This is a genomic window from Novosphingobium sp. BL-S-32, from assembly GCF_056857055.1.
In genome coordinates this window covers 1,290,933-1,306,539 of sequence record NZ_CM166476.1, presented here as the reverse complement: position 1 = coordinate 1,306,539, position 15,607 = coordinate 1,290,933, and the positions used below count along the sequence as shown (strand labels likewise).

The 15,607-nt window shown below is 67.3% G+C and carries 9 protein-coding genes; 5 read left to right on the top strand and 4 right to left on the bottom strand.

Translation table 11 applies throughout. The annotated features are described in order from the left end of the window. Nucleotides 1–465: 465 nt before the first annotated feature. Genes mprF through AC1VVK_RS05995 form a run of 3 tightly spaced genes read right to left on the bottom strand, consistent with a single transcriptional unit; the run spans nt 466 to nt 4,303 of the window. Nucleotides 466–3,063, bottom strand: a complete 2,598-nt coding sequence (mprF, locus tag AC1VVK_RS06005) for a bifunctional lysylphosphatidylglycerol flippase/synthetase MprF (RefSeq protein ID WP_482904754.1) — start codon at nt 3,061–3,063, stop codon at nt 466–468. Further along, complete coding sequence (locus AC1VVK_RS06000) at nt 3,045–3,494, bottom strand: DUF2147 domain-containing protein (protein ID WP_482904753.1); 450 nt, start codon at nt 3,492–3,494, stop codon at nt 3,045–3,047. Before AC1VVK_RS06000 ends, mprF begins: the two co-directional genes overlap by 19 nt. After that, complete coding sequence (locus AC1VVK_RS05995) at nt 3,491–4,303, bottom strand: AcvB/VirJ family lysyl-phosphatidylglycerol hydrolase (RefSeq protein ID WP_482904752.1); 813 nt, start codon at nt 4,301–4,303, stop codon at nt 3,491–3,493. Before AC1VVK_RS05995 ends, AC1VVK_RS06000 begins: the two co-directional genes overlap by 4 nt. A gap of 85 nt (nt 4,304–4,388) precedes the next feature. Here AC1VVK_RS05995 and AC1VVK_RS05990 point away from each other — a divergent pair, with 85 nt between their 5' ends. Genes AC1VVK_RS05990 through AC1VVK_RS05980 form a run of 3 tightly spaced genes read left to right on the top strand, consistent with a single transcriptional unit; the run spans nt 4,389 to nt 7,059 of the window. Further along, a complete protein-coding gene (locus tag AC1VVK_RS05990; RefSeq protein ID WP_482904751.1) occupies nt 4,389–4,958 on the top strand; it encodes a PDZ domain-containing protein in 570 nt (189 codons plus the stop codon). Nucleotides 4,959–5,002: 44 nt separating this feature from the next. Then, on the top strand, nt 5,003–5,689 hold the full coding sequence (locus tag AC1VVK_RS05985) for a winged helix-turn-helix domain-containing protein (protein ID WP_482904750.1): 687 nt from the start codon (nt 5,003–5,005) through the stop codon (nt 5,687–5,689). Then, a complete protein-coding gene (locus AC1VVK_RS05980; RefSeq protein ID WP_482904749.1) occupies nt 5,686–7,059 on the top strand; it encodes a sensor histidine kinase in 1,374 nt (457 codons plus the stop codon). Before AC1VVK_RS05985 ends, AC1VVK_RS05980 begins: the two co-directional genes overlap by 4 nt. Before the next feature lie 446 nt (nt 7,060–7,505). On the opposite strand, the gene AC1VVK_RS05975 is transcribed toward AC1VVK_RS05980, so the two are convergent. Further along, nucleotides 7,506–10,892: a trifunctional glycoside hydrolase family 18/polysaccharide deacetylase/glycosyltransferase family 2 protein gene (locus tag AC1VVK_RS05975; protein ID WP_482904748.1), complete on the bottom strand. Its 3,387-nt coding sequence runs from the start codon at nt 10,890–10,892 to the stop codon at nt 7,506–7,508. 693 nt (nt 10,893–11,585) lie between these two features. Between AC1VVK_RS05975 and AC1VVK_RS05970 the strand changes: the two genes are divergently transcribed. Continuing rightward, complete coding sequence (locus AC1VVK_RS05970) at nt 11,586–13,856, top strand: S9 family peptidase (protein WP_482904747.1); 2,271 nt, start codon at nt 11,586–11,588, stop codon at nt 13,854–13,856. A 159-nt stretch (nt 13,857–14,015) separates the two neighbouring features. Continuing rightward, entirely contained in the window at nt 14,016–15,596 is a 1,581-nt protein-coding gene (locus AC1VVK_RS05965) for a toll/interleukin-1 receptor domain-containing protein (RefSeq protein WP_482904746.1), read from the top strand. The last annotated feature ends 11 nt before the right edge of the window (nt 15,597–15,607 follow it).

Below are 15,607 nucleotides of genomic sequence, written 5' to 3'. Positions count from 1 at the left end.
TGGGGCGCGACTTTAGCGGCAGGTCGCGGCATGCGACAACCGCTTGTGCGCGGGGCGGGGTGGAGAAGGCTATGAGGTGAGGTGGCGTCCGGCTCGATGCGAGCCGTCTCTCTAATTTCGGTGAGGCTGGATCCCGCTTCTGTTGCGCGGGATGAGAAGTTGCAAGGAAGCGGGGCCCCCGCCTTCGCGGGGGCGACGTGGGTTTTTTGGGGGTCTGCGTAGCGGATTTGATGTTCTGTGCTGCTGTTGAGGCGATTCTTCGCGTTGCACTGGTTTCCCACGAGCTATTCCTTCAATCCCGCTCAGGCTGAGCTTGTCGAAGCCCCCGAGGTGGGGCGGGAGGCCTCCATCCTTCGACAGGCTCAGGATGAGCGGAGTGGGGGAAAGCAACTGCACCTGCTAATCTGGGGCGTTATCCGTTGGCGATGAGCGGGCTGGCGGGACTCAGTAGTATCGAATACCCCCTCACGAAGCCGTGCGCCGTTGCGATCCGCGCAGGCGTGCCGCGCCGCGGCTGTCGCCGATCAGGGCCTGAAGGTCCAGTAGTGCGCGACCTCGGGCGATGCCGCCGGGGCTGGCAATGAAGCGCGGCTCCCACACGGGAGCGAACTTTTCCTTGTAGTTCCGCAGCCCCTCGAAGCCGTAGAACGCGGCGCCGTGGCGGAACAGCATGCCCGCCGCGCGTGCCCACGTTGGTGCCAGTCGCCGTGCCTCGATGCCGGACAGCGGCGCGAGCCCGAGGTTGAACCAGCTATAGCCCTCCTGCCGCCCCCACAGCATCAGGCGCGTGAACAGGAAGTCCATGCAGCCATAGGGCACTTCGGCGCGGTGGCGCATGAGGTCCACCGAAAGCTCCTCGCGCCCGGCGGTCTTCCAGAGATTGGCGAAGGCCACGATAGCGCCTTCACGCCGCACGACCGCCACGTCGCAGCGGGCGATATAGGCCTCGTCGAAACGGCCGACGCTGAAGGACTTCTCGCGCTGGCCCTTGGCGTGGAGCCACTCGTCCGAGACCGCGCGCAGCTCGGCCATGATCGCGGGCACGCGCGCGGCGGGAACGATGGCGAATTCCGCGCCTTCGCGCTCCACCCGGCGCATGGCGTGGCGCAGCGGCCGCGCGGTGGGTCCGTCAAGGCTGAAGTGGGCAAGGTCCACTCGTGCTTCCTCGCCGTATTTCATGAGCTGGAGTCCCATGTCGATGGCGATGGGCAGCACGTCCGGCGTCACCTGATAGAGCAGCACGCGGCCCTGATTGGCGTCGGCGCGCTCGCGCAGGCGCCACAGCAGGTCTGGCCAGTCGGCCTTCTCGCCCACCGGATCGCCCATGACGATCCACGAATGGCCGCGCACCTGGTACATCAGCAGACTGCGGCTATGGGGCCCCGCCAGAAACAGCTTGTCGCCGGTCAGTGCCAGCATCGATTCCGAGCGGGTGGCGTGGAGCAGCGCTGCGTCGACATCGACTGCTGCCTCATCGGGCAGGGCCCAGTGGTGCGAGGGGCGCAGCAGCGCGAGCACCACGAAGGCGCCGGTTGCAACGGCCGTCGCGAAACTGGCCCGCATGTAGCGCGAGGCATCGCCCGACCACGCGAACTTCCACCAGAGACTGCCGCGATAGGCGGGGAAAGTCTGGGTGAAGTAGCCGATGACGATCACCAGCGTGATCGTCGCCACTATCGCGAGCACCCAGTTGACGCTCATCACGTCGGTGGTGAGCGCGGTGCGGCGCCAGAAGCCCTTGCGCGCCAGTTGCAGCACGCCGGCGACCGCCAGCAGGGTGAGCGCTTCCTCATAGTCGAGCCCCTTCGCGAGCGAGAACACCGCGCCGGCCAGCAGCAGCGCACGGGTCAGCAGGAACGCGGCGTCGAGCCGGCGATAGAGTGCGGGGGCAAGGATCAGCAGCAGCGTGCCGACAAGGCTGGCGGCGATCTGCGAGGCTTCGACGAAGGGCAGCGGCACCACGCCGCGAATGGCCGCCATGCGTTCGGGCAGGGCGGGCGTCGCGCCTGAAAGCAGCAGCACGCCGCCGCCGAGAAATACGACCAGCGCGATGACGCGGGGGGCCAGCGCGGTAATCATGGTCTCGCCCGCTTTCAGGGCAAGGCCCGCCGGGCGTTTCCAGCGCGCATGCTCGTGGCGCAACAGCAGCGCCAATGCGAGCGCGAGCGGTACGAGGTAATAGACAATGCGGTAGACCAGCAGCGCGGCCAGCAGCCCGCCCGCCGGAACTTGCGGGCAGAGCGCCACCACGGTCGCCTCGAACACGCCGAGTCCGCCGGGCACGTGGCTCACCAGCGCGACGACGATCGCCAGCACATAGGCCAGCAGGAGCGGGGCGTAGAGCGCCGGGGCGGCATCGGGCAGCAGCACGAAAAGCGCGGCGCAGGCGGCGCCGATGTCGGCGAGTGCCACCACGGTCATGCGGGCCATGCCGCCGGGGCCGGGAAGGTGCCAGCGCTTGCCGGTCAGCGCGGCCACGGTGAGCACGACCAGCAGCACCGCGCCGGCGGTATGCTGCGCGGTCAGCGGCAGGACTCGGCCGGAAATCACCAGCGGCAGGTGATGGACCAGCAGGGCCAGTGCCGCAGAGGCGAGCACGCCAGCCCAGAACGTCACCCCGGCAATGGCGGTGACGCGCGCGACATCGCCGGTGGTGAGGCCTTTCGCGCCGTAGACGCGCAGGCGCGCCGCGGCGCCGGTGATGATCCCGAAGCCAAGGTTGTGGCTCAGCGTATAGCTGGTGAACGAAGCCAGCGCGGCGCTCCGCCACGGCAGCGGCCGCCCGATCGCGCGCAGGGCCATCACGTCGTAGATGGTGAGCAGCAGGTAACTTGCCGCCGTGAAGCCGAATGCCAGCGCCAGCCGCCAGACCGGCAGCGCGCGGGCGTCACGCAGCACGGCGTGGAAATGGAACGTCGCCGCCATGTGACGCAGGCTGAGCCCGGCGAGGATCAGCACCAAAGCCGCCAGCGCCAGTTGCGCAGGAACCGCCAGCCTTTCGGCCAGCGGTTTCAGGTGCGCGAGGCGTCTGTGCAGCGGTGTCGTCACGGTCGTCGGGTCCATATCTGCGACTTGCAGAGCAGGCCGTGGAGGATGCAGCCACTGATCTTCAGGTGGCCGGGATCGGGCTGGTGAATACGCGAGAAGAATGTCGCACCCATGTCGGGCACGAAGACTTCACCCTGCCAGGTTCCTGCGCCTTCGCGGTGGTAGCCCTGAAGCAATTGGGTGCCGACAAGGTGCTGCACGCCGGCATCGGATGCGTCGGCCAGAGCCTGCCCGCCGACCCATGTGACCGTGCCGCACAGCAGCGAACCGCAAGGCGCGACGGAGACTTCGACATCGCCCGCCGGATTGAGCCAGCGTCCGTAGGGACTCACGCTCAGCGGCTGGGCAATCGTGGGCACTGCGCCCGCAGGCGCCACGGCGGCAAGGACGATACCAAGGAACAGAGGGCCAAGCAGGCGGGCGCGGCTGAAGACGCGGCGGATCATGGGGCAGGCTCCGGGAAAGCGGTGTGGAAATGGCCGGCCAAGGCGTCGCGGATCGCCATGAACAGCCGGTCGGCATTGTGTTCGAGATAGTGGTCGCCCGGGAGGGCGACTTGCGTAAGGCGCGGCAGGTGCAGCAGCGGGCAGAGGCTGTCCGGCTCCTCGCGGCCGCGAATGCAGACCACGGGCACCCAGTCGAGCGCACGGGCGCTGACGATGGCCATGGCGTCGGGCGTGGTGCGGTCCAGCCATTCGAGCGGGGAGACGCGCAGAAACACAGTGCGCGTCGGCACCGTCAGCACCACCAGCGAGACGTGGCGGCGCAAGTCCGCCGGCAGGCCTTGCAGCCCGACATGGACCATGTCCGCGCCGAACGACTGGCCGAGCACGACCACCTTGTCGACATGGCCAAGCGCCATGGCGCGGCGGATCGCTTCGCCCAGCAGGGCGGAGACATCGGCGGGCGTGCGGCGCACGCGGAAGTAATTGAGCGAATTGACCGAAACCGTGGCGACGCCATGTTCGGCCAGCAGACCGGCCACTGGTGCGCCCATTCCGGCGCGTGGGCCCAGGTCGCCCGACACCAGCACGGCGGCATAGCCTTTGCCTGTACTGGTTTCGGCCCCATTCCCGACGGCCCGCGCCGGGATTTCGCGGAACGGGCTGGCGTCGAAGGCGCCGTACCATGTCAGGATCGCAGCCACCCCGAGTGCCGCCGCAACGAGGACGGCGATCAGGACGACGGCTACTCTGCGACCCCAGATTCTGGCCGCGTTTTTGGCCTCACCTTGGGGAAAACCACGGCTTGTCATCCTGCCTGCATGCGCGCGCGCGGATTGCCGCAGGGTGGAGCGAACATGGAATTTCCTTAATGTGACAATCGCGGCGGGGACTGCGATGATCATGGGCAAGGGTGTGCTGAAAGCCGCCGGCCATGCGTGCCGGGGGCGTGGATTATGCCGCCTGATGACCGACGCCGACCAAGCCTCTGACCCTGCGCGCGCCGCGCGTCGCCGTTTCCGGCGTGACCCCGAGGCGAAGAATCGCATCCTCGACCTGCTGCCGATGCTGGGCGCGCTGTTGGCGGTGACCGGTGCGCTGACCTGGGGCGATCTCTGGGCGCAGCGCCATTTCGGCCTGATCGACCGGGGCGTCGCGACCTTTCACAACGCTGTCCGGCCCGAACCCTGGCGCCGGGTTCTCGATTTTACCGCAGACCGCCTGCCCGGCGCCCGCCAGGGGCTGGTGGTGACGTCCGTACGCTCCAACGGCTATGCCGAGCATGCGGGCCTTGCGGTGGGCGACCGCATCGCCCGAGCCGACGGCCGCGAGCCCGGTTCGCTCCAGTCGCTGGCCGAGGAGTTGTCTCTGCGCGGCCAGCGTCCTATGCATCTGGATGTGGTGCACCAGGGCGAAGTCCGCCGGATCGAGCTTGCCGGTGAACCGCAGCGACCCCGAACGCCATGACGTGTCCGGGGGGTGACATGCAGGCGGAGGCGGAAAAGCAAGGGATGGGGCACAAGCTGCTGGTCGTCGAAGATGACGAGGCCACCGCCACTTACGTCATCAAGGGCTTCGCCGAGGAAGGCTTCGTGGTCGACCGGGCGGACAACGGGCGCGATGCGCTGTTCCTTGCCAGCGACGGCAGCTATGACGCCATCGTGCTGGACCGCATGATCCCGCAGATGGACGGCATGTCGGTACTGGGCGCCTTGCGCGCGGGGAAGATCGAGACGCCGGTGATCGTGCTGTCGGCGCTGGGATCGACCGACGATCGCGTTGCCGGGCTCACTTCAGGCGCGGACGATTACCTTGCCAAGCCTTTCGCCTTTGCCGAACTGCTCGCCCGCGTGCGCCTGCTGGTGAAGCGCGGCGTCAGCCAGCCCGCGGTCGAAACGCGGCTGACGTGCGGCGATCTCGAAATGGACCTGCTGGCACGCAAGGTGCGGCGCGGGGCCCGGACCATCGACCTGCAGCCGCGCGAATTCCGCCTGCTCGAATATTTCCTGCGTCATGTCGACGAAGTGGTGACGCGCACCATGCTGCTGGAGGCAGTGTGGGACTATCACTTCGATCCCGGTACCAATGTGATCGATGTCCACGTCAGCCGCTTGCGCCGCAAGCTTGACGAGGATGGGGCGGAGCCTTTGCTCCACACTGTGCGCGGGGCGGGATACCGGCTGGGCCTTTCCGCTTGAAGCTGCGCGTCCGGCGGCTGTTGCGGTCCACCTCTTTCCGGCTGTTCGTGCCGGTCGTGATTTTCCAGCTCGTCGCCACCGGCGGGGTGCTGGCGTTCGTGTGGATTTCCAGCCAGCAGAGCGCGCGCGACGATCAGCGCGCCATCGTCGAGGACTTGCGCGACGATCTGGTCGCCATCTACGCTGATGGCGGCACCGCAGCGCTGCGTACCACGATCGAGACCCGGCTGCGCAACGAAGGCAAACGCGCGCCGGTCATGCTGCTGGCCGGGCCGGACGGGCAGCGGCTGGCGGGCAATCTTGCCGCGCTGCCGCCCCAGTCCGGTCGGGGTAGCGATACGTTCGAAACCGAACTCTATCGTGACGACGACCCTCAGCCCGAACAGATGGTGCTGGCCGAACAGCGCTTTCCCGATGGCTCGACCTTGCTGGCGGGCACCGGCATCGGCCGCGACCTCAGGCTCCAGCACAGTTTCGAGCAGGCGCTGCTTGCCGCCATTTTCCTGGCCCTGCCGCTGGCGATGCTGGTGGCGGCGCTGACCTCGCGGCTGGTCGGCCGCCGTGTCCACGACATGGCGCAGACCGCGCACCACGTGGCCAGCGGCGCGCTCGACGCGCGCGTGGCGCTCGACGGTTCGGGCGATGCTTTCGACGAGCTGGCGGGCGAGATCAACGTCATGCTGGCGCGCATCGAGACGCTGGTGGGCGAACTGCGCGTGGTGGCGGAGGGGCTGGCGCACGACTTGCGCTCCCCGGTGACGCGGCTGCGCGCGGCGCTGGAACAAGCGGCGATCGAGGCGCGCGATCCGGCAGCGGAAGCGGCAATGAGCCGCGCGTTGGCCGAAGCCGATGCGCTGACCCGGATCCTCAACACCGCGCTCCAGATCGGCCGCGCCGAAGCCGGTATCGGCCGCGAGCGCTTCGAACAGACCGCGTTGGCGCCGTTCCTCGAAGACCTTGCCGCACTTTACGAGCCTTACGCGGAGGACGAGGGCTTCGTACTCCGCGCCGAGGCGCCGGATGGGCTGGCCGTGTTGCTCCACCGCGAACTCATGGGGCAGGCGCTGGGCAATCTGGTGGACAATGCGGTGAAATACGCGCGGGGCGGGCACTGGATCACGCTGTTCGCGCGGCGGCACGACGGGCGCGTGGTGCTGGGCGTGCGCGATGATGGGCAGGGTATTCCCGAAGCCCAGCGCGAGGCGGCCCTGCAGCGCTTCGGAAGGCTCGACCCCACGCGTGCGGTTGCCGGATCGGGGCTGGGCCTTGCGCTGGTGGAGGCAGTGGCCAAACTGCACGACGGCCGCGTGGAACTGGCCGATGCGCCGGGGCAGGGGCTGGAAGTGCGGTTGATACTCGGCGCGGGGTGAGGGGCGCGCGGGGGCCGTTTGTCCCCGATTCCGGCGACTTCTCCAATCCGAATTCGGGCCACGTTTCCAACTCCGCTCAGGCTGATTCTGTCGAAGCTCCCGGAGGGCGGGGCGCATGGCCTCCATTCTTCGACAAGTTCAGGATGATCGGTGTGTAAGGGGCTTGAGAGACCTCCCTGATTTCCGCCGTTCACTCCACTGCCGGCATGACCCGTCATCCTGAACTTGTTTCAGGATCCATCTTGCCGCCTGCGCTATGCTTCGATCGGCAATTCGCAATCGCCGCACCTTTTGCGCCAGCTTTCGGGATAGGTCGCGAAATGGATCCTGAAACAAGTTCAGGATGACGAAGACCTGACGCCTGGCATCTATGGTCGCCCCGGAAAAGCCAACGGCGCCCCCGCTTTCGCGAGGGCGCCGCATTGAGCCACAATCAGAGCGTCAATTCACCCCGCCGTTTCGAGTTCCGGCTCGGCCTCCGGCGTCTCGCGGCCGATCGACTTCGGCGCGGTTCCCGCCGGTCCGGCGCTCACGCGGCCGGTGCGTTCCAGCTTGCCCCAGCCAATGCCGATCCCGGCCATCGCCGCGCTCACCGCGCGGATGACCACGCTGTACATCAGCTGGCGGTAGATGAAGCGCTGGGCCAGCAGCAGCAGCGGGCGGAAGCGTTCCTTCCTCGGGTCCAGGCGATAGGCCACCCAGCCACAGGCAAGGTCGATCATCGTGAAGCCCAGCCAGTAGATGCCCATGCGCAGCACGTCGGTCTGCGTCTGGGCCCAGCCATGCTGCGAGATGCGCAGCGCGGTGCCGCCGATCGAGATCAGCAGGGCAAGGTCGATCGCGGGCGAGATCACTGCGAACACGATCTGGAACAGCCAGGCCTGCGGCATGCCGATGAAAGCCAGGCCAGACGGGCGGCCCTTGCGCAGCGTGCCGCGATGCTTCCACAGGCACTGGAGCGTACCGAACGACCAGCGGAAGCGCTGCTTGGACAGGGCCTTGAAGCTTTCCGGCGCCTCGGTCCAGGCCACGGCCTCTTCGTCGTAGGCGACCTTCCAGCCCTTACGCTGGATGGCGATGGTCAGGTCCTGATCCTCGGCCAGCGTGTCCTCGGGGTAGCCGCCGACATCGTCCAGCGCTTCGCGGCGCCATGCACCGACCGCGCCGGGCACGACCATGATCGCATCGAGCTTGGTCAGCGCGCGGCGTTCCAGGTTCTGCGCGGTCACGTATTCCACGGCCTGCCAGCGGGTGACCAGGTTGACGCGGTTGCCCACCTTGGCATTGCCGGCGACGGCACCGATGCGCGGATCGGCGAACCAGCGGACGAGGCGCGAGATCGTCTCGGGCTCGAACTGGGTATCGGCATCGAGCGCCACGATGATCGCGCCGCGCGCTTCCTTGAGGGCCCGGTTCAGCGCGGCGGCCTTGCCGCCATTGACCAGCGTCAGCAGTTCGACGCGCGGATTGGCGGCGAATGCTTCGGCAATGATTGCGCTGGTGCGGTCCTTCGAACCGTCGTCGGCCACGATCACCTGCAAGTGACGATAGTCGCTTTCCAGCACCCGGCGCACCGAGTCCTCGATCACGCGCTCTTCATTGTAGGCGGGCACGATGACGGTGACGAGCGGGTCGCCGGTGTCCTCGGGCGCGGCCATCGGTTCGGGGCGGCGCAGCATGGTCGCCAGCGACGCGAGGCTGACCGAGCGCAGCACGCCCAGCGAGATCGCGAAGAAGAACGTCCAGTTCAGCCCGGCCAGAATGCCCGCCAGCACGGCGAACAGGGCGACGTCGGCGCGCACGGCGGCAAGGTCAACACCATCGACCATGGGCATGACCTGATCGTGGGTGAGCCCGGCCAGCGTCGAGGTCGGCACGAACGTGTAGCCGTCCTGACGCAGGCGCTGGATGATGATCGGCAGCGCTTCCACGGTCTGCGAACGGTCGCCGCCGCCGTCGTGCAACAGGATCACGTTCTCGGAGCGATCCGGATTGGCGGATTCGACCTGCTCGATGGTGCTGTCGACGATGTGCTGGACGCCGGGGCGCTGCCAGTCATCGGGATCCACGTGCAGACCGACCACGGTGTAGCCGTGCTGCTGTGCGACGACGGCAGGTTCCAGCTCGTCGGCGGTGGTCGGCTCGGCGTCTCCGAAATAGGGCGCGCGGAACAGGCGGATCGAGCGGCCGGTGGTGGCCTCGATCAGGCGCTGGGTGGCATTCAGTTCCAGCCCGATCCCGGTCGCGGCCTCTTCGGCCATGTTCGGGTGGGTGTAGCTGTGGTTGCCGATCTCGTCACCATCGTCGGCGATGCGCTTGATGAGGTCGCGGTTGCCCAGCGCATTTTCGCCGATCATGAAGAACGTGCCGGGGACGTGGTTCTTCTCCAGGATCGAGAGGATCTTGGGCGTCCACGTCGGGTCCGGACCATCGTCGAAGGTCAGCGAGACCTGCTTGTTCAGATTGCCGGTGCGCTTTACGACATAGGGCGTGGGCAGGACCTTGTAGGTCTCTGCGGAGACCATGCCGGTGGTCTTGTCGAACATGACGTCGCGGTTGCCGTCGCGCGGGGTAGCGGTGACCGACAGGATCTCGCCCTGGCCCTCGACGTCGACGTTTGCGGCCTGCACAAGGTGCGTGAGGTTCGGCGTGGTGCCGTCGCGCCAGGACTTGACGGCGGTCCAGAAGCTCGGGTCCTCGGAGCCCAGGCGCCACAGGGCGATATCGCCCACGCCCAGGCGCGACAGGATGCGCATCTGGTTCCAGCTGGCGGCGGCATCGAGCATCCACACGTCGTGGCGGCTGCCGTCGACGTAGGAGTACCCGGCGTTGCCGCTCATCGGGTCGTACTGCGGGGTGGTGCCGCTGTCGTGCGCGTCCAGCCAGGCTTCCTCGACAGTGGAGCTGTCGGCCTTGCCGTCGTGCCAGTCGTAGGCATATTCGCCCAGCGCCACGATCGCCTTGCCGCGCGGCAGGCCGGCCAGCGCGCCTTGCAGCTTCTGCACGAACCACGGGTTCGACGCGATCGGGCCGGGGGTGCCGCCCTGCCAGTGTTCGTCATAGGCCATCAGCACCAGACGGTCCGCCACTTGCGCGAAAGCGCGGGTCGACCAGTCCGGGTTGTCGATCGGCATGGTGACCGAGATCAGGCGGTGCTTGGGTGTCTGCTGCGCGCGCAGTTCGGCCAGGAACTGGCGCAGGGCGGGGATGCCGTTGGTGGGAATGGTTTCGAAGTCGACCATCACGCCGGCGGCGTTGGTCTTGTCGAGATAGGCGCCGACCTGGGCTTCCAGCGCGCGGCGCTGGGCCGGGTTGGCCAGCATCGCGGCGGTCTTGGGGCCCTGCCACTCGCCGTCGAGCGTGTTCTGGAGCACCGGCACCACCAGCGGGCGGTGCAGGGCGGTCGCCATGATATGGGCGAAGCGCGGATCGTCCTCCACCTTCAGCGCGCCATTGGCGTCTACCGAGAGGTTGGCGGGGGCGACCCAGTCGAGCCGGTCGATATGGCGTTCGAGCGAGGTGGCGCTGTCGTCGTTCCACGGCGTGTAGAAGCCGACCGTGATCGGCTTGGCGCCCGGCGTGGGCGCCGGCGCGGCGGGGCGGCCGAACAGGAACTTGCGGGCGCTGCGGGTAAGGTGGCCGATCTGCGCGCGGAATGGCAGCGGTGACGCGTGCTCATAGGCGATCGGCAGCGGCGGCGGAGCCGGCACGCTGGCGACCGTGGTCGCGAAAATGGCCGAGGCGGCAATCGCCAGCAGCATCAGGAACAGGCCCATTCGACGGACGCGAACGCGCCGATTGCCGGTGGGATCGAAAAATACAGGTGCGGCCACGGTTTCTCTCGCAAGAGCCGGGCTGCGAACTGGCGGCCCGATACAACAGAGTTCTTCGGGGGTGCGGTCCGGGATCCGGGGGCTTTGACGAGGGTGCGACTGTCAGACTGCGGATCCCGGACCGCACGGCCCTTTTGCCTTTGTAGGCATGGATCGGCGGTGGAGGCGAGGTTACAAAAGATTCATGTGAGGGCGGTTGGCTGCGTATTTTCCGCTAGTTTGGTCGCTGTAATGGGCGGATTTTGCGGGATCCGCGTCGTTTCGGTGGATCGGTTGTCACCGCCGGACCCGTCATTTTCATTGGCCCCATCCGCCTCGCCCATGTGTCCTGTCACGTTCGTCATCCTCCATCATCTTCGTCATCCCCGCGAAGGCGGGGATCCCGCTGTTCTTCTTTCAGCACGCAGAGACGCAGAGGAAACGGTGGATTGTTGCACGGTTTCTCCGCGCCTCCGCGTCTCTGCGTGAACTCAAGAAAAAGCGGGGCCCCCGCCTGCGCGGGGGCGACGGAGTGTTTTGGTGAGAGCTGTGCGGGAGCAGATCAGCATCACGCACATCGACGGGGTGCAATTCGCCGTCAGGACCGCTATCGAGGCAGCATTACTCCCTCGGCCGCGCATCCCGCGTCCGGGGGCTCTTGCGTCGCACCGCCGGGCTCCGGACGGTCAGGACGAAATATCGGAGAGCTACCAAGTGACCACGCGTTTGACGTTCCGGGCGGGTGTGGCCAGCCTGCTGCTGGCGACGACCGCTTTCGCCCCCACCGTCGCTTTCGCGGCCGCGCCCCAGCCCGAGCAGAGTGCCCCCAAAATGCAGAACAGCCTTACGTTCGAGCGCGTTTTCGCCAGTCCCTCGCTCGACGGCACGGCTCCGCGCGAGGTGAAGATTTCGCCCGACGGGCGCTGGCTCACCCTGCTGCGCAACCGCGCCGAAGACCGCGAGCGCTACGACCTGTGGGGCTATGACCGCCAGACCGGCCAGTGGCGCATGCTGGTCGATTCGCTCAAGCTGGGCTCCAACCGTCCGCTGAGCGAGGCCGAGAAGATGCAGCGCGAACGCAAGCGCGTCGGCAGCCTCAAGGGCATCGTCAGCTATAGCTGGACCAAGGACGGCAAGGCGATCCTGGTGCCGCTGGACGGCGACCTCTGGCTGGCCACGCTGGACGGTTCGGTGCGCCGCCTGACCGATTCGCCCGAGGACGAGCTGAACGCCGCGCTCAGTCCGCGCGGCCGCTATCTGTCGTTCGTGCGCGACGGCCGCCTGTGGGTCGGCACGCTGGCCGACAATGCGCCGCGTCCGGTCACGCCCGCGGAAACCGCCAAGACCGTCCACTGGGGCGAGGCCGAGTTCGTCGCGCAGGAGGAAATGGACCGCCTCACCGGCTACTGGTGGTCGCCCGAGGAAAGCCACATCGCCGTCGAGCGCTTCGACGAGGCCCCGGTGGGCGTCGTCACCCGCGCGGCGATCGGCGCCGAGGGCACCAAGACTTTCGAACAGCGCTATCCCGCCGCCGGCACGCCCAATGCGCTGGTTTCGCTGCACCTGATGAACCCGGACGGTTCGGGGCTGGTCAAGGTGGACCTTGGCCCCGATCCCGACATCTACCTTGCCCGCGTCGACTGGGCGCCGGACGGGCGCACGCTCTATGTCCAGCGCGAGGACCGCGCGCAGACGAAGCTCGACATGCTGGCGGTCGATCCCGCGACCGGCAAGAGTCATGTGCTCTTCACCGAGAACGCGCCGAAGGGCAGCTGGCTCAACCTGTCGAGCGATTACCGCTTCCTGCGCGACGGCAGCCTGATATGGTGGTCGGAGCGCGATGGTTTCGGCCATCTCTACCGCTTCCGGGACGGCAAGTGGACGCAGCTTACCAGCGGGAACTGGATGGTCACCGATCTGGTCGGCGTGGACGAGGCGAAAGGCCGTCTCTTCTGCACCGGCACCAAGGACGATGTGCTGGCGCCGCAAGTCTATGCGCTCGATCTGGCCAAGCCAGGCAAGCCGGAGCGGCTGACCGAGACCGGCTGGGTCAATTCCGCGCTGGGCAGCAATGACGGGACCACCTTCTTCGTCACCCGTTCGTCGCCGAACCAGCCGCCGCAGAGCTACGTGGCGGACGCTTCGGGCAAGCGTCTGGCGTGGGTCGAGGAGAACCGCGTGGAAGGCACGCATCCTTATGCGCCCTTCATGCCCGCGCACCGTGAAACAACGTTCGGCACGGTCAAGGCCGACGACGGTTCGGACCTCCACTGGCTGATGATCACGCCCAAGATGGAGCCCGGCAAGCGCTACCCGGTGTTCTTCGAGCACTACGGCGGCCCGCACTCGCAGACGGTTACACGCGGCTGGCTGGGCGCGCTGCCACAGGCGATCGTAGCGAAGGGGTACATCTACTTCCGCATCGACAACCGGGGCAGCGCCAATCGCGGCGTCGCGTTCGAAAGCCAGATCCGCAACGCCATGGGCACCGTGGAAGTGGCCGATCAGCGCGCCGGGGCGCGGTACCTGAAGACCCTGCCGTTCGTCGATCCCGCCAAGATCGCGATCTATGGCTGGTCCTACGGCGGCTACATGACGCTGAAGATGCTGGAGGCTGATCCGGGGCTCTACGCGGCGGGCATCTCGGGCGCGCCGGTGACGAAGTGGGAGCTTTACGACACCAGCTATACCGAGCGCTATCTGGGCGATCCGCGCAAGCAGCCGGACGTCTACCGGGCTGCCGACGCGGTGGAGAATGCGCCCAAAATCGCCGATCCGCTGCTGCTGATCCACGGCATGGCGGACGACAACGTGGTATTCGAGAACAGCACCGCGCTGATCGCCAAGATGCAGGCCGCGTCCACGCCGTTCGAGATGATGCTCTACCCCGGCCAGACCCATTCCGCCGTCCGCGGGACGACTGCGCGGCACGTGTGGGAGACGATCTTCGCCTTCCTCGGCCGTCACGACATCAAGCCTGACTAGAGCCATGCTGATGCCGCCCGCACGCGATTTTTCGCGCGCGGGCGGCATCGTGCCAGCGCGTTACGGTTGTTGCACCGCGACACGCTTCTGATAGGTGGTTTGTGACCCAGGACGGGACCGGGGCGGAGACAAGCTGCACGGGGGCGCAGGCACAAAGTAATGGTTAATGAAGGCATCGTCACAGCGGCGGACGCACGCAGCTATCGGGCCTTCCTGAGCTATAGCCACACCGACGAGCGCTTTGCCCGCCGCCTGCATCGCTGGCTGGAAGCCTATCGCATACCACCGCGCCTTGTCGGCACCGCCTCGCCGCACGGGCCGGTGCCCAAGCGACTCACCCCGATCTTCCGCGACCGCGCGGAACTGCCCGCCGCCACCAGTCTCGACCGCGAGGTACGGCTGGCGCTCTCGCAATCGGCGGCGCTGCTGGTGCTGTGCTCTCCCGCCGCGCGCAAGTCGCGCTGGGTCGATGCCGAGATCGAGCTGTTTCGCGGCCTCCATCCCGACCGGCCGATCATCGCCGCGCTGGTCGATGGCGAGCCGGAGGAAAGTTTCCCGCGCGCGCTGCTCCAGCCCGATGCGAACGGAGTGGTGCACGAGCCGATCGCTGCCGATTTCCGCGGCGATTCCGACGGGCCGAAGCTGGCGCGGCTCAAGATCGTGGCGGGCCTGACCGGAGTCGCGCTCGACCAGATCATCCAGCGCGATGCCCAGCGCCAGTTGCGGCGCGTGATCGCCATCACGCTCCTTACCGTGCTGCTTACGCTATCGATGGCGCTGATGCTGATCTTCGCGGTGCGCGCGCAGATGGAAGCGCAGCGCCAGCGCCAGCAGGCAGAGGGACTGATCGAATTCATGCTGACGGACCTGAGGCAAAAGCTCGAGGGCGTCGGCCGACTCGATGTGCTTCAGACCGTGAACCAGCGGGCCCTGGCCTATTATGCCGACCAGCCGAACCTGACGGACCTGCCCGCCGATTCGCTGGACCGGCGCGCCCGCATCCTGCACGCCATGGGCGAGGACGATCAGAAGCGCGGCGATTCTGCCGGTGCGCTCGCCAAGTTCCGCGAGGCGCACCGCGTTACCGGCGCGCTGCTCGATGCCGATCCGAGGGATCCGACGCGCGTCTTCGCCCACGCCCAGAGCGAATACTGGCTCGGCTATGCCGACTACATCGTGTTCAAGTATGACGCCTCGCTGCCGCATTTTCGCGCCTATCGCGACCTTGCGCTGCGGCTTGTCGAACTTCGGCCGGACAACCGCACTTACGTTCGCGAACTTGGCTATGCGCAGGGGAACATCTGCTCGGTCGCGGTGAGCCGGAAGGGACCGAAGGATGTGCTTGCCGAATGCGGCCGGGCCTTGCAGACCATGGAGAAAGTGGGCCGCATGGCACCGGGCGATGCGAGCGTTCAGGAGGATATCGCTAACCGCCACGGCTGGCTGGCCGATGCCTTGCGCGCCGAAGGCCGCGACCGCGAGGCACTGGAAGAACGCCGCAAGCAGGCCGCGATCGTCGAATCCCTGCTGCACGACGACCCGAAGAACGCCAGCTATCTCGAAGACTGGATGCTGGTCCGCTACTCCACCTCGCAAGTGCTCCACGCGCTGGGCGAGCAGCACGAGGCCGAGGCCATGCGTGCGGAAGCCCGCCGCGATGTGGACCGGCTGAGCGCGTCGGACCCGGCGAACAACGACTGGCGCATCTGGCAGCGTAAACTCGAAAAACCGTTCGACTGAAGGGGAAGCAG

Bases quoted from the DNA above. Each gene is read 5' to 3' on its own strand.
- mprF (WP_482904754.1), bottom strand. From the start codon at position 3,063: ATGGACCCGACGACCGTGACGACACCGCTGCACAGACGCCTCGCGCAC.
- AC1VVK_RS06000 (WP_482904753.1), bottom strand. From the start codon at position 3,494: ATGATCCGCCGCGTCTTCAGCCGCGCCCGCCTGCTTGGCCCTCTGTTC.
- AC1VVK_RS05995 (WP_482904752.1), bottom strand. From the start codon at position 4,303: ATGACAAGCCGTGGTTTTCCCCAAGGTGAGGCCAAAAACGCGGCCAGA.
- AC1VVK_RS05990 (WP_482904751.1), top strand. From the start codon at position 4,389: ATGATCATGGGCAAGGGTGTGCTGAAAGCCGCCGGCCATGCGTGCCGG.
- AC1VVK_RS05985 (WP_482904750.1), top strand. From the start codon at position 5,003: ATGGGGCACAAGCTGCTGGTCGTCGAAGATGACGAGGCCACCGCCACT.
- AC1VVK_RS05965 (WP_482904746.1), top strand. From the start codon at position 14,016: ATGGTTAATGAAGGCATCGTCACAGCGGCGGACGCACGCAGCTATCGG.